The sequence below is a fragment of the Apibacter sp. B3546 genome (assembly GCF_009827885.1).
In the GTDB taxonomy this organism is placed as follows: domain Bacteria; phylum Bacteroidota; class Bacteroidia; order Flavobacteriales; family Weeksellaceae; genus Apibacter.
In genome coordinates this window covers 64,152-85,748 of the sequence record NZ_WINW01000033.1, presented here as the reverse complement: position 1 = coordinate 85,748, position 21,597 = coordinate 64,152, and the positions used below count along the sequence as shown (strand labels likewise).

Annotated in this window: 12 protein-coding genes; 3 read left to right on the top strand and 9 right to left on the bottom strand. The window is 32.0% G+C overall.

Translation table 11 applies throughout. The features are described from left to right. Positions 1-3: 3 nt before the first annotated feature. The 3 genes from rnc to pyk are packed head-to-tail and all read left to right on the top strand — an operon-like array spanning position 4 to position 2,662. Positions 4-756, top strand: coding sequence for a ribonuclease III (rnc, locus tag GFU93_RS06410; RefSeq protein WP_105296289.1), 753 nt, complete (start codon positions 4-6; stop codon positions 754-756). Further along, positions 753-1,235, top strand: coding sequence for an IPExxxVDY family protein (locus GFU93_RS06405; protein WP_105296288.1), 483 nt, complete (start codon positions 753-755; stop codon positions 1,233-1,235). Before rnc ends, GFU93_RS06405 begins: the two co-directional genes overlap by 4 nt. Then, positions 1,235-2,662 carry a pyruvate kinase gene (gene pyk / locus GFU93_RS06400; protein WP_160568143.1) on the top strand — a complete coding sequence of 476 codons (1,428 nt, stop codon included), beginning with the start codon at positions 1,235-1,237 and terminating at the stop codon, positions 2,660-2,662. Before GFU93_RS06405 ends, pyk begins: the two co-directional genes overlap by 1 nt. A 75-nt stretch (positions 2,663-2,737) precedes the next feature. Here the strand turns inward: pyk and GFU93_RS06395 are convergent, their stop codons facing one another. The 9 genes from GFU93_RS06395 to GFU93_RS06355 all read right to left on the bottom strand — a co-directional run bounded on the left by GFU93_RS06395 (position 2,738) and on the right by GFU93_RS06355 (position 21,595). Continuing rightward, a complete protein-coding gene (locus tag GFU93_RS06395) occupies positions 2,738-4,228 on the bottom strand; it encodes a hypothetical protein (RefSeq protein ID WP_160568141.1) in 1,491 nt (496 codons plus the stop codon). Between the two features lie 101 nt (positions 4,229-4,329). Then, the gene (locus GFU93_RS10135) at positions 4,330-5,523 is read right to left on the bottom strand and encodes a glycosyltransferase (protein ID WP_160568139.1); all 1,194 of its coding nucleotides are present in this window, start codon (positions 5,521-5,523) and stop codon (positions 4,330-4,332) included. Positions 5,524-5,528: 5 nt separating this feature from the next. After that, on the bottom strand, positions 5,529-6,716 hold the full coding sequence (locus tag GFU93_RS10130) for a glycosyltransferase (RefSeq protein WP_160568137.1): 1,188 nt from the start codon (positions 6,714-6,716) through the stop codon (positions 5,529-5,531). 15 nt (positions 6,717-6,731) lie between these two features. Beyond that, positions 6,732-7,493 carry an alpha/beta fold hydrolase gene (locus tag GFU93_RS06380; protein ID WP_160568135.1) on the bottom strand — a complete coding sequence of 254 codons (762 nt, stop codon included), beginning with the start codon at positions 7,491-7,493 and terminating at the stop codon, positions 6,732-6,734. Next, positions 7,471-7,770, bottom strand: coding sequence for an acyl carrier protein (locus GFU93_RS06375; protein ID WP_105296282.1), 300 nt, complete (start codon positions 7,768-7,770; stop codon positions 7,471-7,473). Before GFU93_RS06375 ends, GFU93_RS06380 begins: the two co-directional genes overlap by 23 nt. Beyond that, entirely contained in the window at positions 7,758-12,083 is a 4,326-nt protein-coding gene (locus GFU93_RS06370) for a type I polyketide synthase (RefSeq protein ID WP_160568133.1), read from the bottom strand. Before GFU93_RS06370 ends, GFU93_RS06375 begins: the two co-directional genes overlap by 13 nt. A gap of 8 nt (positions 12,084-12,091) precedes the next feature. Beyond that, the gene (locus GFU93_RS06365; RefSeq protein ID WP_160568131.1) at positions 12,092-19,234 is read right to left on the bottom strand and encodes a type I polyketide synthase; all 7,143 of its coding nucleotides are present in this window, start codon (positions 19,232-19,234) and stop codon (positions 12,092-12,094) included. A gap of 174 nt (positions 19,235-19,408) precedes the next feature. Next, on the bottom strand, positions 19,409-20,773 hold the full coding sequence (locus GFU93_RS06360) for an MATE family efflux transporter (protein ID WP_185150461.1): 1,365 nt from the start codon (positions 20,771-20,773) through the stop codon (positions 19,409-19,411). Positions 20,774-20,890: 117 nt separating this feature from the next. Continuing rightward, positions 20,891-21,595, bottom strand: coding sequence for a response regulator transcription factor (locus tag GFU93_RS06355; protein WP_105296279.1), 705 nt, complete (start codon positions 21,593-21,595; stop codon positions 20,891-20,893). Positions 21,596-21,597: the final 2 nt, after the last annotated feature.

Below are 21,597 nucleotides of genomic sequence, written 5' to 3'. Positions count from 1 at the left end.
CAAATGAGTATTTGGAAAAAAATACTTTTATGTTCATATTTATTTAAACAAAATTCTAAAAAAAAAGAGGAAATAACTTTTAATAAGAAAATTGAAAATCTTATTGGATATAAACCATCCAACCTGTCGATTTTCTATGAGTGCTTTACTCATTCCTCAATTAATACAAATGATAATAAGAATTTCGAAAGATTAGAATTTCTAGGAGATTCCATATTATCAAGTATAGTATCTGACTATTTATACCATCAAGCACCTGATAAAAAAGAAGGTTATCTTACTCAGATGCGATCCAAACTGGTAAGTCGAAAATCCTTAAATGTTTTAGGAGCAGATTTAAAATTAACCTCTTTTCTTCAAAAGAGGCAAAATACAAGTTTGGGCGAAAATATAAATGGAAATTTATATGAAGCGTTAGTTGGTGCAATTTATATAGATAGTGGATTTGAATTTTGTCGAAATTTTATTAAAGAAACACTCATTAAGCAAGAAAACTTTGAACAGCTTGAAAAAAGAATTGCAAGTTACAAAAGTCTGATTATTGAATGGGCTCAAAAAAATAAACTCGAAATTATTTTTAATACTTTTCAAGAAGAAAATGCAGAAGAATCATTAATCTTTAATTCTATAATTCAACTGGATAATAAGATTATTGCTAAAGGAAGAGCTACTTCTAAGAAAAAAGCCGAAGAGAGCGCTTCCAGAAGAGCCTATCATAGTCTTAGCAAGTATTATAATTCTCTGCAAAATAAATGAGTATACTAAAAACATATTCTTTAGATTGGGAAGTAAATGATCCAATATTTGATTTTAATTTATTAGGATTTAAAACCTGTATTAATAAAGATTATGATTTTGTATTCTATTTAAATAAGAATTGTAACCTTAATTTTAAGCGAGTCAATGACCAGCAAATAATAGAAGATGGGATTACTTATATTTTCTCAATTTATAGGTTTTTCCACGAAAAGACTAAACAAAAATTAGAATTAATAAGTAACTTCTCCTTTCCTCAAACCATACATGAAAACGAAAGTTTTTTTGACCAGATCGAAAAAGTTAAAATTTTAATCCCTGAATATAAATATTACAATTATTTCTTAAAATCAGATGTCATATTAGATGAAGAATTCTATATAAATTTGGGAAATCTTAAAAATATTTATAAATTTAGTGAAATAAATATAGATAAAATTAAAATAAAAAATTTAGAAAATTTGATATTACCTACATAATGAGTGGATTTAGAAAAAAAACGAAGATAGTAGCTACTATTGGTCCTGCATCTGAAGATAAGAATACATTATTAAAGATGTTCCAAGCAGGCGTAAATGTAATTAGAGTGAATTTCTCTCATGCAGAAGAAGAAGTTGTTGAAAAATGGGTACGTACAGTTAGAGACCTTAATGAAGAACATGGCTTTAGCGTAGCCTTATTAGCCGATTTACAAGGGCCTAAACTTAGAGTAGGTATTGTTAAAGAAGGAACAATTGTTAATGCTGGAGATACAATTACGTTTACCAATGAAAATATAGAAGGCGACGCAAAACAGGTCTATATGAGTTACCCCCAATTTGCTAAAGATGTCAAAGTGGGAGAAAGAATACTTTTGGATGACGGAAAATTAATTTTTGAAGTTTTAGAAACTAATTTAACAGATAAAGTAGTAGCAAAAGTTATTCAAGGAGGTCCGTTAAAATCTAAAAAAGGAGTTAACTTACCAAATACTCAAATTTCTTTACCGGCTTTAACGGAAAAGGATATTAAAGATGCGATAACTGCAATAAAATACGAATTTGATTGGATTGCGCTTTCTTTTGTTAGACATAAAGAGGATGTTATAGATTTACAAAATTTAATTAAGAAACACTGTGATCATAAAATCCCAATTATAGCAAAAATTGAAAAACCGGAAGCTATAACTAACATTGAAGAAATAGTTCATGTTGTAGATGGAATCATGGTGGCCAGAGGAGATTTAGGAATTGAAATTCCGATGGAAAAAGTTCCTTTAATTCAAAAGAATTTGGTTAGCATATGTAAAACTCACTGTAAACCTGTGATCATAGCAACTCAAATGATGGAAAGCATGATTGACGGGTTAACACCTACCAGAGCGGAAGTTAATGACGTAGCTAATTCTGTATTAGATGGCGCTGACGCGGTTATGTTAAGTGGAGAAACCTCAGTAGGTAAGCATCCGGTTGAAGTAATTGAGAACATGTCTAAAATTATTTTAAGCGTAGAAGATGATCACCGTATTCAAATACCTTTGCATTATCCAAAAAAAGGCAGTGAGCGTTATATAACTGATATGATTTGCTACAATGCTGCAGTTATGGTTGGACAAGTAGGAGCGAAAGCTATTATTACTTTAACTCAATCAGGATATACAGCATTTCAAATATCATCCCATCGTCCACTAGCTAATATTATAGTTTATACATCCAATAAACGAATAATCAATATGCTAAGCTTACTATGGGGCGTTAAAGCGTATTTATATGAAGGAGCGAACAGTACTGATGAAACAGTTGTTGAGGTTAACAATAATATTAAGCAAAAAGGGTATATTAAATCAGGTGATTTTGTAATCAACCTAAATGCAATGCCTTCTTTTGCGAATAGTTTGACAAACACATTACGCCTTACCCAAATTTAACATATTTAAATTTTTACCATAAAAAAGAGTTCAGTTATAAACTGAACTCTTTTTTGTTATACCCTAAATAAATATTTATGGTTTTTTCTTATATAGAAAATAAATATCTACTGATCTTTCATCAATTGTATTAATGATTGTATCGGTAAGAACTAATTTATAATTTTCCAATAAGAATGGATTTCGTTTTAAACTATACGGCGTATCAATAGAATCCATTTTATCATAATATCCATTACTAGGAATGTATTGTTGTATGATAACAAAATCCGTTTTTTTATCTTTTAAATATTGAAATTGTTCGTCTCTTAATTGAGGATAAAATTTATGAGAAAGATTAGGAGTAACAAAATACTTAATATTAGGTACTATATTACATGTAGTAAAAAGATTATTTGCCAGACCAAATCCTAAATTTAATAAAGTAGGATTATTTTCTTTCATAATTTCTTTTTTTAACCTCATGGTCATTAAAGCTTTTCGGTCATAATTTTCATCCGTTAATATCCATTCTTCTATGCGCGTATTATCAAGTCCTGACATGCCCGCACAGGTAAATACGAATACCAACATAGTGAAAAATAATGTTTTACTTGAGTTTATATAAAATGAGCCAAAACATTTTTGGAATATGGCTCCAACATATATAAAACCTATAAACCCGAAAATTAAAAAAGGTATAGGATAATAATATTGAAATTTACCCATAAATATTACCGAATACAAAATAAATCCGGAAAATACTATTCCAAGTTTAGCAAATATATTTTTAATGTGCTTGAATGGAAATAAAAATATTCCCATAAAAGCAAGTAAAAACAAACAGGTGGGTTCTAAAAATAAATAAAGAATTCTTGCCAATAGTCTTAAAACAATATCCTTAGGAGTTCCTAATTTTGCATAAGCACTATTCAACTCAATATATATTTTATAAGCCTCTTCTAAACAATTATGTGTGTATAGATATCCAATAACAGGAATACTAATGAATAAAAACCCTAAAATAAATGCTAAAATATTGTATAAAAAGTTTTTATATTCTTTATGGTATAAAATATTAATAAATATCGCTGAAAGTGGGAAAATCCAAAATGCTATAAGATTTATTTTAGTATATAACACAGCAGTTACTAACAAACCATTAATAAACATATATATAGGCTTGTGAATAGGATTGTCAGATTTAAAATATTTAAAAAATAAGTATAAGGTGACCCCTTCCATACATAAAATAAATTCTTCAGCAGAACCTCCCGCTTTCATAATTTTAATTATAAAAATAAAGAATGCGGTGGTAATTACAAAAGAAATGAATTTACCTAAGAATAATCTAGAAGAAGAATATAACGATAATGCTAAAATAAACCAGGAGGCTAATTCAATTAAAAACATCCCGAAAAAATTTTCATTGGAAATTATATATCCGGCTGCATAAATAAAAAATATGAAAGGCCCTTTATGATCGAAAATTTCAGTATATAAAGCCCTTCCATTAACCATTCCTTTTGCAACATTAAAATAAATGTTAGGATCTGCCCATTCATTTGTAGTATAAAGAGGGGACATCTTTGAGCATATGAATAAAACACTTAATACATATATAAATAGCAAAAAGTAAATATTTCTTTCAGAAGTTTTTTCCATTTTATAAAAATTAAATATTTTACTTATATCTTATTCTTAATAACTAGATTTTCGATGAGCTCTGCAGCTTTTTTATTTCCTCCGGCTTCAATGAAAGATTCTTGAATTTCTTTTGCTGCTTTTTTATATTTTTCATTATATAATAATTCGTCAACCGCATGTTCTATATCAATAATTCTCATACGTTTGTATTTTAGCCGTATGCCGCATCCGTATTGCTCAATTAAAGTGGCTGTATGAGATTGGTCAAAAGCTATAGGTATTATGAGCATTGGAATACCATTCATATAAGTATCACAAACGGTATTTAATCCTCCATGACCAATTACTACATCAATATGCTTTAAAAGTTCAAGTTGTGGCACATAACTTTGTACAATAAAATTATCCGGCCATTTTTCTATAATAGAAGGGTCTGTTGCCGCAACAACAGTTACGTTTTTATCTTTAAGAGCCTCAATCATTTTAGTGAAAAACTCTTTTCTGATATCTACCAGGACAGTACCTAAAGATATATATATTTTAGGATTATTATCTTTATTTAATCTGTCCCAATCAAAAGGAGTATTATCCGGGCGACCGGTTAAAGCTCCGATAAATTTCATATACGAAGGATATTCTCCATCATTATATCCTGCAAATTTTTGAGAGGTATAAAACATATTAACTTCTTTAGAAGAAATTAATTCTTCATCACCCGATATACCTAAAGATTTTTGCAAATTTATAATGGAATCATGTACCCATTGAGTTACTTTTGGTGCTGTTCCCGGATCATGAAGTGTATTTGGGGTAACAGGAGTGATCGTAGCCAATGGAATTTTTTTAACATGAGCTACAAATGCTCCCGCAAATGTAATACAGTCATTAATAATAACATCCGGCTCATAAGTATCTACTAACTTAGAAAGCTCGGCATACATTATTCTGGCAAAAGGAATATAAGTGCCCTGAAGACCCAATTTTAATGCTTCCAAAGCAGGTAATTTAGCCCCTCTGTCTTGTAGTTTAATAATATCTTGTATTTCTTCTTTATTTTCTTGATATGATTCTTTTAATATAAAAAAAGTACCGCCTGCCGGTATAGTTTCTGGTTTTATTTCGGTTAATCCGGCCCATGCGACTTCATGACCGTTTTCTAATAAAGTTCTACCTATACTTAGACTGGGATTGATATGTCCAAAAAAAGGAGGGACAACAAATAAGAATTTTGACATAATGTTTAATTTTTTACTAATGTTTGTAAATAGTCTGCTCCTTTACTCACTCCTCCTGCTTTTTCAAATGAACTTTGAATCATTTTTGCATTTTCACTAAATGATTTCTGATTTAATAGTGATTCAACAGCTTCTTTTAGATGAGAAGTTTTAAAACGATTAAAATTTAAACGTATACCTGCACCACTATCTGTAACGCAACTGGATACAAAAGATTGGTCATAAGCAATGGGAATAACTACTAAAGGAATACCGTAAGACAGAGATTCACAGACCGTATTATTTCCTCCATGACATACCACTGCTTGCATCTGTTGAATTATTTCAAGTTGGGGTATGTTCTTTTGGATAATAAAATTATCTGGAATATTTTCAAATAAATCAGGATCGGATACTACTATAACAGTAATATTTTCTCCCTCAAAAGCCTCAACAACTTTACTGAAAAATTGTTTCTTTTGTGTATGATCAAATGTAGTTCCTATACTTACTAAAATTTTGGGACGATCTTGACCCATTTTTTCTAGTTTTTCCCAATCAAAATTAATTTTTTGAGCGCGTGGTGATAGTACAGGTCCTATAAATTTGTAATTGGATGGCAAATCGGTTTCACCGAAAAATTCTCTTGAGGTGTATACCAAAGTTAATAATTTAGAACAATCAAGACGATCATATCCGGAAACACCGTATTTATTTTGAAAAGCTATAACCTGTTCACCTTCCCATTCATGAATTTTTGGAAACGAAGGATTAACTTTAATTGATGCCGGTGCAGTAACGGAAGTAGCATAAGGAATATTTTTTTTGAATGAAGCAACAGCTCCGGCAAAAATTTGATGATCGGAAATCACCACATCCGGTTTATATTCATCTAATGCATTTTCAATCCCACTCATCATTAATGAATTCATGGGAGTGAGAACTTCTTCATATAAAAATTTAAGACTGTCTATTCCATATACTTTCTTTTTTTGAAGCTCTTGAGCATGTTCAAAAAGCTTTTTTTTTGCCATTTCATCCATTTCTAAAGGAAGAACAACTAATTCGCCTTTTTCAGGCAATTGAGCTTTTAAATTAGCATCTAAACTATACCAGGTAACTTCATGGTTTCTTTTTAAAAGTTCATTGCCAAGGCTTAATGTTGGATTAATATGACCTGTAAGGGGAGGAACTATGAAAGTAAATTTTGCCATCTAGTAATTAATTTATTAAGTAAAAAATTCACTCAGTTTTTCGTTAATCCATTCAGGATTTTGAATTGGAATGTTATGATCTCCTGTTCCTGAAAATAAGGTTGAATCAGGAATATAGGTATTTAATAACTTCCCATCCGGTAAACAATCCGATTCATTCCCATAAAGTAATAATGTTTTATTTTTTATGAGACTCATATTTTTTTCTGTTGAAAAATTCTTATCCTTTATTAAATCTTGAGGCATCGAAGTTTCATGAAGTAGAAAATCAAATAATTTTTTACTTTTTTCAAGCTGTTTGTTATTAGGAGTAATATTTGTTGAAATACTATAATTTTTCATATAGTGTTCGATATACTCATTACCATATTTTTCAAGAATTTGCTCTGTATCTCCATTTTTATCTGTAATAGGAGAATCGATAATAGCAAGTTTTTTTATTTTATCCTGATGGTGAATTGCAGTATATAAAGCTATTAAACCACCAAAACTATAGCCTACAAGATCAACTTTTGATAAATTTAAATGATTTAAAAGATCCATCAAATCATTAGAAAGAGTTTCTAAATCATACCCATTATCAATTTTGCCGCTAAGGCCGTGGCTACGTAAATCATACATAACCACGTGATATTTTTTAGCAAGTTCCGGAGCTATATTAAAATAAAATATGGATAAATTGGTAAACATACCATGAACCATTACAATTGTTTCGGAAGCTTCCGGATTGAGTTCTAAGATGTGAGTTTTTCTGTTATTTGTCTGAATTATTGGCATCTACAATATAATTAACAACATCGTTGATTGATAAATTGATTAATTGATCCATATCCATACCTGATAACCATCCATTAAAATCTATATTGTCACCATAGGTAGCTTTTACTTTCTCCGCAAATGAAACAATTTCAATACTGTCCATTTCCAAATCTCTGGTAAAAACACTTTCCGGTTCAATAGTTAATTCTTCCGCTACGTCTTCGCCAATTACCTCAGTAATAAATTTTTTAAGTGATTCAAAAATAGTTTCTTTTTGTTTTTCTATAGAGTCCATCCGATTATGAATTTATTATTATGTTTAATTGTTTTTATTATAGTTTCATTGATAGTTAAATCTTCACCATCAATAGATATTACTTCATATTGCTTAGGATTTCCGTTTAATCCAACACCAAGCATTTTTCCATAGGCTTCTTTAGCCACCCAAAAACGAGTGCTCCATTCTGCAATATTTTCTTTTGATTTAATAAGAGTAAGTTCTTTATCTGTGAATGCAATATCTAAAAAGCCTTTGTCACGTTCCTCAATGGTTTCTATATCAATCCCTACCGGCTTATTAGATACCATACTTACCGTATTGCTTCCTTTATGAGCAATTGAAATTTCTAATGACTCAGTTTCTGGAACCCCGTGTATGGATGGCTTATTTTTTTCGTCATGCTGAATAGAAAATTCAATAGGGAAATATTTTATACCATTTTGGTTATTGATGTAATCTCTAACACTATCCTTAACACATACACGACTGATTAAGAAATCTTTTTTCTTATTTAACATTAAAGAATCATATCGACGTTTTTCTTCAGTATTTAAATATATATGCATCAAGAAATCTTGATTTACAGCTTTTTTATATCGGTCATCGAAGAAATAAACATTCGGTGCTATTTCATTTGCCAAAATATGATCCGCCGGACTCATATTCGTATTCCATAGCCTGGTGTCAAAACCTTCAAATATTTGATTTTTCCAATTTTTAATTATACACCAAATTTTTCCGTCGCGTTTCATGATAATATCGGCAGTTGCCAATTTATCTACATAGGAGGTAGGAAGACAAATACATTCAAAAATTCCTTCTTGATCTTCTACATCTTGATAGAAATTAATTTCTTCAATTTTTACCGGAAAACTAACTTTAGATTCTCCCTCTAACATCAATTGAAGATATAAGCCATAAAGTTGACCAATAGTATCCATTAAAGAACCTTTACCAAAGGATTTCTTAACAATGGCTCTTAATCCTTTTTTAGAAATGTTTGTAACTTCTAAAATACCTTGATATCCAGGACCATGGAACATATGATCTTTATAAATAATTTCCGGAGTAGGGAGAGCTACTGCATTTTCTCCAAAATCAATATTTTCAAGATAAGCAGGGTCTACACTTGGATATGCATCACCTAAAGTTACATCTCCATTCGCGAAATTTTTGATTTTCAAAGAAACTACATTTTCAGTTTTCCAAGTTCCTTCAATGGTATGTTGGAAAGGTTTATATACTTTCATCCATTGGAAAACACTTACAGGTCCCAAACGAAGAACCTTTTTATTTAAGTTTTGTTTATGAGCTGCTTCTATTAACAACTCAAAAGTCATGGTCATAGGTATAACCGGACACATATCTTCAACAACTTTCCAATTTTTAGGTTGTCTGAATAAAGAATGATCTATTATATAAGGATAATTCTTTAAGTCGATATCTAATTTTTCTTCAAAAGAACTTCCAACTTTTATCTCTTGAGTAACCGTATTAGGAATAATTGGTTGAGGAGCATATTCTTTTAAGGGTACAAAATCAGTAACTAAATAATCAGAATTTGATGCAAATGCTTTTCTTGTTTCAACCATTTCAGTAAATTCCTTTTGCATGAGAATAAGTTCTTGAGTATACTCATTCATTGCTTGAATAACCGGATGATTGGATTTAATGAAAAGAGAATTTATAGAATCTGATTCGGTAGTATGAATTTTATATTTATTGGATAATTCCTGTAATAAAGGAAAGTTTTTTACTAAAGATTGGTTTTCAAAAACTTGAATCTCTTCGATAGAAGAAGTTTCCTTATTTTTAAGACCTATGAAAGAAGTATTAATTTCTTTACCTTCAATGAATAATAAAGAAAGTACCCTTCTCAATTGTTCCAAAGTTGAAAGTTTAGGAACTGTAGCCGATATTGCAGCATATTCTTTATTTTTAAGAATATCATCCACAAAACCAATTAAACTTCCACTTCCTATTTGTATAAAAAATCTAACATTTTCTTTTTCATATAATTTTTCAATTAATTCACGAAAAAGAACGGCTTGAGTTAGATGTTGCATGGTTAATTCTTTGAAAGATTCAAAATCATGCGGGTAAACATCTAGGGTAGTGGCCGACCAAACCGGAATGTCATTTTTTTCAATCTTAATGTAATTAAGATCGTCCAGTAAATAAAGCTTCTTTTTTAGGAATGGTGAATGAAAGCCCGATTTAAAATCTAAAACTTGATAAAATATACTTTTAGATTTTAAGATTTGTATTAATTGATCTTTTGCTGTTTCTGTTCCACACAAAAGAACTTGGTTGGGACAATTATCATTAGACAGGTAAAGATCCTGGGTTCCATCTAAAATGGGATTTACTGTTTCTGTACCGGCGCCTACGGCGATAAAATACACATCGTCCATATTGTATTTTTCCGGATCCATTGAATTTAATAAATTTTCAACGGATTCATCAGAAACCAGACCACCTGATTTTGCTGCGAACCATTCTCCTAAACTATGCCCTGCAGTTAAATCGGGTATTATACCCATTTTTTTTAACGCTCCGTCTATAATTTCACCTCCGTGAAATTGTTTAAAAGACTGGTCAAGTAATAAATTACCTGTAATTCTTTCTTTAGGTATTTTATACCCAAAATATTTTGCAATACTTTCTACTTCCGGATTAGATGAAGGATCGAATCCCGGAAATAAGAAAGCTATTTTTTCATTATTTCTTAAAAGAGGTTTGTTTGAGAACCAAATATCTTGTCTTCCTTTCCAAGGCTTATCTTTTGAAATTAATTTTTTAGCTTTTTCAATTCGATCCGATGTCGGATTAAAAAGAACTAATCGATAAGTACCGTTTGGATCAGATAAGGAAAAATCTCTTTTATCTAAAGCTTCAATTAACGCCTCTTTAGATGAAGCGGAAATAGCTATCGCTTCGTTGTCAAAAACCGGAATTGAAGAGTTGTTTTCTTCGGCATGACTATGTGCCTGTAAAACAATGTGTGCACTCATTCCATCAATACCAAATGTGCTAACCCCTGCATGCAACGGAATTTCTTTTTCATTCCAATCGATTATTTCTGTAACAGGTGAAATTTGAGTATTTTTTAGTGAATTATTAGGATTTTCACAATTCAGAGTTACAGGAATTTTCTTATTATATAAAGAAAGTGCAGTTTTAATTAAACCGGCCATACCGGACGCAGAAAGAGTATGTCCGATATTTGATTTTACCGATCCGATTAAAACTTTTCCATCTTTGAATAGTTCAGAAAGCACATCAATCTCAATTTTATCATCGCTTTTAATAGCTGTACCGTTAGCCTCTATATATCCGATATTTTCAGATTTAACTTTTGCATTTTTCCAAGCCTCCTGAATAGCAGTTTTTTGTCCGTTTGAAAAATTATTACTATTGGAAGCAATTCCCACCCCTTTAATTACAGCATAGATACGATCATTATCGGAAAGAGCTTTACTTAATTTTTTTAGTACAATAAATCCGGCTCCTTCGCTTAACAAAATACCGTCAGCGTCTTCATTAAAAGGTTTAATTTCTTGTTTATGAGATAATAAACCCGATTTGGAAAACATACTCCAATAAGGAGAATTTTGGCTAAATTGCATACCTCCTGCGATTGCAATTTCGACCTTATTAGCAAGTAATTCCTGTATTGATTGTTCAACAGCAAGTAATGAACTTACTTCGGATGCATCGATGGTATAGGCTGTTCCTTCAGTATTAAAATGAGAGGAAACTATTCCCGCAATTGACTTTGTCGTATGTTCAAGTTGTAATTTATTTTCTTGAGCCCCTTTATCCTTTTGAAAAGCCTCTTTAACTTTTTCAATGTCTTGATCGGAAATGGACGGAAGTATATTTTTAATGGCTAAAGCAAGTTGCTCGCTGGTACGAACAATATCGATCCATTTTAAGTCATTGGAACTAATGTAATTTTCTTTTCCGATTATAATCGAAGACTTCTTTAAAGAAATATTTTTTTCAAATACAGAAGCATCCTCTAATGCTTGATAGACTAATTTTATTACTAAAAGTTGTGTAGGGTCTAAGTGCTGTACCTGTTCCGGTGTTATTCCTATTTTAGATGGATCAATTGTAATAGGAGGAATAAATCCTCCTTTATTACAATAAATATGATCTAATTTATTTAAATTATTTTTAAAGTAGATTGAATCAATTTTTTCTTCAGGAACATCAGTTATGGAAGAAGTTCCTTTCAATAAATTGTTCCAAAAATCATTGATATTATTTGCTCCTGGAAGGAAACAAGACATTCCTACAATTGCAATATCTGTATCTTTCATAGTTATACTCAGATTCCGAAAAATTGTTTAACTCCTTGATCACTTCCTCCCATAATTAAAACTTGGTTATCATTACCATATTTTAATTCGTTAACGAATTCACGAGCTCCTTGTTTTAAAGGAATCATAGCAACACCTCTTTTATTAAATTCATTTTCCAAAGAGCTGGATACCATTCCTGCTCCTTTCCAAGGCCCCCAATTAATAGCTAAAACTCTGGCGTTGGTTTTTCCTTGGATAGCCCACGAAGTCATGTCAAACACGCTGTTGGCTGCGGCATAATCAGTTTGTCCTCTGTTACCGTATACAGAAGCGATGCTGCTGAAGAAAATAATGAATTTAATATCACTATGAAGTTCGTCTAACAGTACGTGTAAAGGATTTATTTTAGTAGAATAAACTTGTTCGAATGCTTCAAGGGTTTTATGTGTAAATAATTTATCAACTAAAAGTCCTGCTGCATGAATGCATCCGTCAATTCTACCGTATTGTTTGTACGTATCTTTTATAAATTTCCTTAGTTCTTTTTCATTTGTTACATCTAAAGAAACATATGTTACTTTAGAACCTGATTTTTCAATTTGGGCTATGGTTTGTATTATTTGATTGGTTTTATCAATTTTTTGAGCTTTCTTCTCTATTTCAGTAGGAGTTTTCATTTGCTCTTCATTGATAAGATATTTACGGATTTCATTTTTATCTTTTAATGAAATGTATTTTTTATCTTCCTCAGTAGGTTTAGCGGAACGTCCTACCAAAATATAATGACAAGGATATTCAGAAGAAAGTTGATTAGTTAATTCAGCGGTAATTCCTTGAGCGCCTCCTAAAACAAGTACTACGGATTCTTTATCTAGATCTAATTTAGAGCTTCCATTTACAACAAGAGCTTCAGGTACTAAATTAAGACGAAAACGTTCGGTATCTTTATAAATGACTTCAGCAGAAATGTCTTTTGCTTGTATTTCATTTAAAACTATTTCCGTTAAATTTTTAGAAGTAAATACAGTATTAGATATAATAGCTCTACAATTTATTTTAGAATATTCACGAGCTAAACTTTTGATTAATCCCGGAAAACCTTGAATTTTCTTTAATTCTTTGATATCTTTTTTACCTTCTAAATCACCCATCAGGTCGCTGAAGCTATAGATCCATTGAATACGATCCATATCAGCACTTTTTATAAGAGTAAAAGCATCTTTAATAGTATAATGCTTAGATGATTCTGAAACATCTAGAATAAGAAGACCGTCGTAGTTTGAAAGATTTGTATTACTGTCTGAAATGATATCTACTGTAGCTCCTTTTGCTTCTAAAGCTTTTTTAAGCTCTTTAGCCATAGATTTTCCATCATCAGTAATTGCAAATTTTTTGCCTTCTATTTCTATTTTATCTGATGAATTAATTGGATATTTCTCAAGTTCAAAACGAGTTCTTAAAAGTGGTTCGTCTTTAGCTGAATCAAGGTTTTTTTCTAATTCTGAAATTGATTCTGCATCAAAAGATATTTCATTTACAGCCGGTGCAGCTGCAATTTGATTGTCTGTTTTTTCTGAAGAATCCCCATTTGCTAAATCTTCAATCCATCCGATAACCCCGTTTAATGTTTTTATAGAGGCCATTTTTTCGATAGCATCTTCAGATTCTTCAATATCAGAAGTAATATTTAATCTTTCTCGTAATGCTCCAATTATTTCCATTCTTTTAATGGAATCGATACTTAAATCAGCTTCTAAATCTAAATCCAAACCTAACATATCAATTGGATATCCTGTTTTTTCACTTACGGTATTAAGGAGAGCATCTTTAATCACTTCCAAAGAAAGGGCTTCTTTTTTAGCACTTGGAGTTGCTGCAGGTAAAATATTTGTAGCTACAATAACTTCTTGAGATACGGGTTGATCTGATTTTACTAATTCTTCAACCCATCCGATAACACCGCTAAGTGTCTTAATAGAAGCCATTTTTTCGATAGCATCTTCAGATTCTTCAAAATCAGCATTGATTTTTAATTTTTCTTTTAAAGCTCCAATGATTTCCATTCTTTTAATGGAATCTATACTTAAGTCGGCCTCCAGATCCATGTCTAAACCTAGCATATCAATAGGATATCCGGTTTTTTCACTTACTGTATCAAGCAAAGTGTCTTTGATTACTTGAATTGATAAAGCAGGAGCTGAATTTTGAGCAACCGTATGTACCGGTACGGCGACTTGAGCCGGAACAACCACCGTTGGTTGAGGGGTAGCGATTTGAGTGCTTTGAGTAGGCACTTGAATAGTTGTTGTTGCTTGAGGAGCAGCAATAGTTGTTGGATTTTGACCAAAGTATCCTAACATGACGTCTCTTTGGTTTTGTATCATAGATCTCATGTTACCTAAATATTCAAGGATAACATGATCCGCTTGAGTAAGATTGTTATTCATGGTATAAGTATCGGAAATAGCTCCAAAATTTAAATTTATCGGTTTGCTAATTGGAAGTGCTCCGTTAGGAGGAAGGCTTCCTACGGAAGGAATAGCATAATGGCCATTGATAAGCCAGTTTGTAGCTCTCTTTTTATATTTTTCCGGTTCATCAAAATTTATAGAAGTAACTTTTCTACCTTCAAATAGTTTTTCAAGATTTATATTTCTTCCGGTAGCAATATATTTAGCTAATGCATTAAGTAAAAAGGTAATTCCTTCTTTTTCTTTTTCTTCGGTTTGAATTGTAGTAATTTCTTGAGCACCTAATGTAGATTGAACAAGATTTATGAGAACTTTACCCGGACCGGTTTCAATGAATACACGAGCACCCTCTGCATACATATTAGTAACCTCTTTGGTAAAATATACTGGATTAATTAAATGCTCAGCTAAACGATTTTTAATTTCTTCAGGTTTAGAAGGGTATAGTTCTGCAGTTGTATTAGACCATATGGACAACATCGGAGAAGTAAAATCAACAGAAGAAAGCTCTTTCAAATATAAATCTTTAGATTTATTCAATAGTGGACTGTGGAAAGCACAATCTACGGCCAATTCTCTGTAAGTGATTTTCTTATCCGTAAGTTTCTTCAAAAACTCAGTCATTGCAGCAGTAGAACCGGCAAGAATGGTTTGTTTGATAGAATTGAAGTTTACGGCCCAAACTTCTTTTTCTCCTTCAAGTAATGATTTTATTTCTACTTCCGGTAGATTTAATGCAATCATTTTACCCTTATCTTGTCCAACAGCATCTAAAATTGCATGGGCTCTTTTTCTACTTAAAGAAACTAATTCTTCAGGTTTGAATACTCCTGCAAAACAAAGCGCAGGAAGTTCTCCATAGCTGTGTCCCGCAACCATATCCGGTTCAATTTCTAAAGATCGTAAAAAACTGGCGATCGCATAATCAACGATACCTAATGATGGCTGGGCATTTTGAGTTTTTGTGATGGTAGTTTGCTGTAATTTCTTACTCTCATCATCAAAAACCGCATGAGGGAATAATATTTTTTCAACCTCTTTATTTTGAATTAATAAGGATCTCATAGCAGGAAATGCCACAAAAAGATCACGAGCCATATTAATTCTTTGACTTCCTTGTCCTGAAAATAAAAAGGCAACTTTACCTTCCTTAGGATCCCTTAGATAAATCCCCGCTTCTTCTTTATTGGAAAGAAGAGATTCAATTTTATCTTTTAATTCAATAGTATTGGAAGCTACTATAGAAGCTTGAATATTTTTATTGTTATCAGTTGCTAAACTATAAGCTATATCTTTTAAGTTTAGAGAACTGTTTATTTCAATTAAATTTTTAACTTTTTGAGCAATTTGTTTGGCTTCTTGTAAGTTATCCCCTTTGAAAACAAATAATTCGGAAGGCCAAGAAGTTAAGCTGCTTGTAGTAGGAATTTCTGATTTATAATTTTCCATTACAACATGGAAATTGGTTCCACCAAAACCAAACGCACTAACACCGGATATTCTTCTTTCACTGCTCCAGATTCCCGCTTTAGTATTAAATTTAAACGGACTGCTTTCTTTGTTATAAAAAGCATTCGGATTAGTTAAATTGATGGTCGGCGGTTGAATACCGTAATAGGTTGCTAAAGCCGTTTTAATTAATCCGGCCATACCGGCAGCACATTTAGTATGTCCGATTTGAGTTTTTACAGACCCTAAATGAGTTTGTCCCACTAAAGCTCCGGACTCTAAAAACATTTCAGTCAATGCGCTTAATTCCGTTTTATCACCTACAACAGTTCCTGTTCCATGAGCTTCAATTAATTCAACTTCTGAAGGTAAAACACCTGCATGTTTATAGGCTCTTTGTAGAGCTTTCATCTGACCTCTTTTGTTTGGAGCGGTCATACCTAAGCTTTTACCGTCACTGCTGGCACCTGTTCCTCTTATTACGGCATAGATTCTGTCTCCATCGCGTTCTGCATCTTCCAATCTTTTTACCACAATCATTCCAATTCCTTCTCCTAAAGCAATTCCATCAGAATTAGCATCGAAGGAAGCACATTTTCCTTTTCTTGATAAGGCATGTGTTGCAGAGAACATTAAAAAGTCATTTAAACCATTATGTAAATCTGCTCCCCCTATGATGGCAATGTCTGTTCTATAATTTTGTAATTCTTGGCATCCTATATCTACTGCTGCAAGAGATGCACCACAGGCAGCATCAACAGTATAGTTGGTACCCCCTAAATTTAACCTGTTGGTAATTCTACCTGCCACCACATTGGATAAAACCCCCGGGAAGGAATCTTCATTAAGTTTAGGAAGCATATTTTTAAGTTCCTCAGGAAGATCTCCGAAAACTTGTTTAGCATATCCTCTAAACCCATAACTTGAAGCTAATTCGGTTGCTCCTTCAGCACCGATGATAACAGATGTATTTTCTCCATCGAAAGTTTTCATGTCATAACCGGCATCTTCCAATGCTCTTTTAGCCACTAAAAGGCTTAATAACTGCACCGGTTCTATAGAAGCTAATGATTGAGGAGGGATACCAAATTCTAACGGATCAAAATCTATGGTTGGTATAAAACCACCCCACTTAGAGGAAACGAAATCAGTATCTCTGGTGTCGGGATTATAGAAAAGTTCTTTATTCCATCGGTCATCAGGAACTTCGGTAACACAATCTTTACCGGACAAAATATTTTTCCAGTATTCCTCTAACGTTTGGGCTTGAGGAAAAATACCTGCCATACCAACAATTGCCAATTTAGAACCAGTAGGTTCTTTAGTTGGTTCTGTAAGATTATCTAATTTTGAAAGAACTTTATTGTTTTCTATTGCTACGTCTTTGTGGAGTTCTTTTATGGTAGTTGAATTGCCTCTTAAAGCACCAACCTGTCCAATCATAAATACCCCTTTATTTAACTGGTCTTCATTGGATAGTTTGATAAGTTCTTTACCCTGTCTTTCAATTCCTTTTGCAGCAATTCTTTGACGTCCCAAGTTCATTTCTTCAAGTTTCAACCAAACTTCTTTGGAATCTAAACCTTCCGCAAATAATCGTTGTTTTTCTTGATCGAATAATTTGGTAAAAGGGGTAGGTAGAGCTCTGGTTTCTTGACCTGGAGCCGCTTCTAGTAAAACGGTTTTATCATGTGCTACGGATTGTTTTTGATATTCATCTGAAATAGCACCCGTTTCCACAGCTTCTTTTGTAAATAAGTAAGAAGTTCCCATCAATATACCAATTTTAGCTCCTTTTGCTGCTAGGGATGCAGACATAATAGAGATAAATGCGGAAGAAAATGCATCATGAATTCCTCCTGCAAAGAATATATTTAATGTACTTGGTTGGTCGTCTTTTAATAAACGATAAATTTGTTTTTCCCAAAGAACCATACTAGGTAAAGGGCCAACATGTCCACCGCTTTCTCTTCCTTCAAAAATGAAATTTCTGGCACCTTCTTTTAAGAACATGTCCAGTAATGATACAGATGGGACATGTAAAAATGCTTTGATACCTTCCTTTTCATAAGGTTTAGCTAATGAAGGTCTTCCACCTGCAATGATAATAAAAGGAGGTTTATTTTCGAGGATGTATTTCATTTGCTCTTCACGCAATGGCGCCGGAGCAAAACCTAAGATACCTACTCCCCAAGCCTTATCTTTTAATAGTGTATGTGTTTTTTCAACAGCATCTTTAGCTGCTTGTCCAATCATTAAGCTCATTGCAATAAATGGAACCCCACCTTCATTGGCAATCTTTTCAGCAAATTCAGGTACGTCACTAACTCGAGCCATAGGACCTTGAGCGATTGGAAATCTGCTTCCTAATTCTTTCGCAAGAGGGCTGTTCTCTCCGATTATATTTAAATTTTTAGCTTGCAATAAATGTCCATAGGCGGCTTCTTGAAAAGCTATAATTAAATTGTCAAGCTTTTTGTATCGTTCTACAAAATCCACGGATAAGCAAATATCTTGCCCCATAGGAATTATATGTTGAGAAAGATCGAGGCCGCCTAGAAAAGGTAAAATATCTGCATATTTTGCTTGTATTGGTAATTCCGGTGAATTTTTTCTAAGTAGGATTCTGAAATTGTCAATAATAACAGTTTCGCTTCCACTCAGTTTGTTAAAAATGTTTTTTAAATCTTTAGATATGCTACATTCTGGAAAAAGAGCGATTTGACTATCCAATATGATACCTTGTGCCCCCATTGCTAAGGCGGCAGCAGAGGTATGAATACCCATTCCTCCTTGTATGTAAATTTTAGTTTTTAATTTTTTGTGCTTGTTTTTAATTCCTTGAAAAAGAACATATGAGGATTCATAAGCCACTTTTCCTGCTCCTTCATTTCCTTTTAATATAATTGATTCTACCCCTTTTTTGATAGCTTCTTCTGCCTCCTCCAAAGAGTGAACTTGATGAAAAATTTCTATATTTTTTTTAACAGAAATTTTAAAATTAAAGGGAATAAATATTTTTGTTACATTTTCAGGAAGTGTAAGGTCAGCCATTGATTCTGACACAAAACATACACCAAATGATTCTCTTGTTTTTTCAGAAAGTTCATTTAAACTTTGAATAGCTTTGTTTTTATCTCTTCCTAAATGTAGAATTGGAAAAGCCCCGGTTTTAATAGTTTTTAAGGCTAGATCAACGTCAGGTAATTCAAAAGGAGAAAGAACAAATAACTCTTTTTTTTCTTGCATGGCTTAAAAAAATTGTATTTAGTAAATATTTAACTTATCAATGTTTTTTACTACTTAAGATAATCTAGGATCATATAGTATTAACTAAACATATTCCCCGTGTTATTAAAGGGGGGAAATCGAATCGCAAATATAATCAAAAAAAAATAATTTTAACATTTTGTTAATATTAATTTATATTAAGTTTTTGATCTTGCGAACCTGCCAAATAAAGATGATTATAGCTAAAATAGTAGAGATTGTATCGGATAATGGAATGGAGTACCACACTCCGTTTAATTTTAAGTAGTTAGGTAGAATAAATAATGAGGGTACAAGTAGTAAGAATTGTCTGCTCATACTTAAAATAAAAGCAATAACAGCTTTTCCAATACATTGAAAAAAATTCGAAATAACCATTTGTATGCCGCTTAATGGTAATGTAATGGTCATTATTTGTAAAGCTAAAGATGCTTCTTTTGCTAATTTTGGGGAAGGATTAAAAGGTTGAACAACAAGTCCAGGGAATAAAAAACCGAATAAAAATCCTAGACATCCAATAAAAAATCCGGTTTTAAGACTATAAATTAATGTGTCCTTAACCCTATTCATATTTTTCGCTCCGAAATTATAACCTATAATAGGTTGCATCCCTTGAGTTAAACCTACTAATACCATTATAAATACCATGATCAGTCGATTAGCTATGGTATAAGCTTCTATGGCTGTGCTGCCTCCGTAAACATTAAGCCTGTTATTTATGAATAAAACAACAAGAGATGCAGCAAGTAACATGAAAAAAGGAGCAAACCCCACATTAATTATGGACCATATGATCTTATAATTGGGTTTTATGCTTTTCCAGTGAAAATATACAATGGAATTAGAATTAAAAAAATGTTTTAAAACGACACCCAAGCCTATCGCCATGGAAATATTGGTTGCTATGGCAGCACCTTTCATTCCCCATTTCAATACAAATATAAAGATGGGAGCCAAAATAATATTGGCTACAACACCTATAAGCATCATATACATGGCTTTTTTAGGATATCCTGATGCTCGCATGATACTGTTGAGAGCATAATTAACGGTTAAAAATATATTTCCCGGAAGATAATAGAGTAAAAATTCTTTTGCAAATGGGAATGTTTGAGGAGTAGCTCCAATACCAATAAGTATCGGATCCATGTAGGCATACATACCAACGATTAAAAAGAAAGTTAATGCGGTAGCTAATAAGATGGAATTTCCCAATACAATATTGGCAGATTTCATATCTTTTTGGCCTAGAAAAATTGAGGTACGTGTTGACGCTCCGGCTCCAACCAGCATACCTATTCCTGAGATAAGGTTCATTATGGGAAGTAGAACTCCAAGTCCTCCTATAGCATGATCTCCCAAATTTTCTCCATGACCTATATAAATACTGTCAATGATATTGTATAAAGCAATTACTATAGTTCCTATAATAGCAGGAACGGCATATTTCCAAATAAGTTTGCCGGGTTTTTCATTCTCCAGCTCTGAAATGTTTTGAGATTTATCTATAGCATCCATTCGTAATAATAAGATCGTCTGTTTTTTAATAAATAGTTAGTTAAGTAAAGGGAAAGAATAGATTATTAATCTTCATAAAAATATTAATAATCTATTCCATATAGTTTTTGAGAAAGGTTAATCTTTCACTAATAAGCGAAAACCTTCTCCATGGATATTTACGATTTCTACATTGTCGTCATCTTTAAGTAATTTTCTGATTTTAGCAATGTATACATCCATACTGCGAGAAGTGAAATAATTGTCATTATGCCAAATTTTAGTTAAGGCTTCTTCTCTTGGCATAAGATCATTTTTATACTTGCAAAGAAGTTTTAACAGCTCATTCTCTTTAGGAGATAATTTATGCATTTTACCGTTAACTTCTAATTGTCGTAATTTGGTATTAAATTTAAAATTGGAAATTTCATAAATTTCTTTGTCTTCATTTTCAGAATTAACGGAAGAATTGGAATTCCTTTGAAGAACGGCATTAATTTTATACAATAAAACTTCAGAATCAAACGGTTTAGTTATATAATCATTAGCGCCAAGTTTATATCCGGTAAGAATATCCTCACGCATGTTTTTAGCTGTTAAAAAGATAATCGGAACATCCGGATTAATGTCAATAATTTCTTTAGCTAATGTAAAGCCGTCTTTTTTCGGCATCATTACATCGGAGAGACAAATATCAAAATTGTCTGCTTTAAATTTTTCTAACCCATCCTCACCATCAACAGATAGGGTTACATCGTAATCGTGAATAGAGAGGTAATCTTTTAAAACAGCACCAAAACTTGGATCATCTTCTACTAATAATAGCTTTACTTTTTTATCCATGA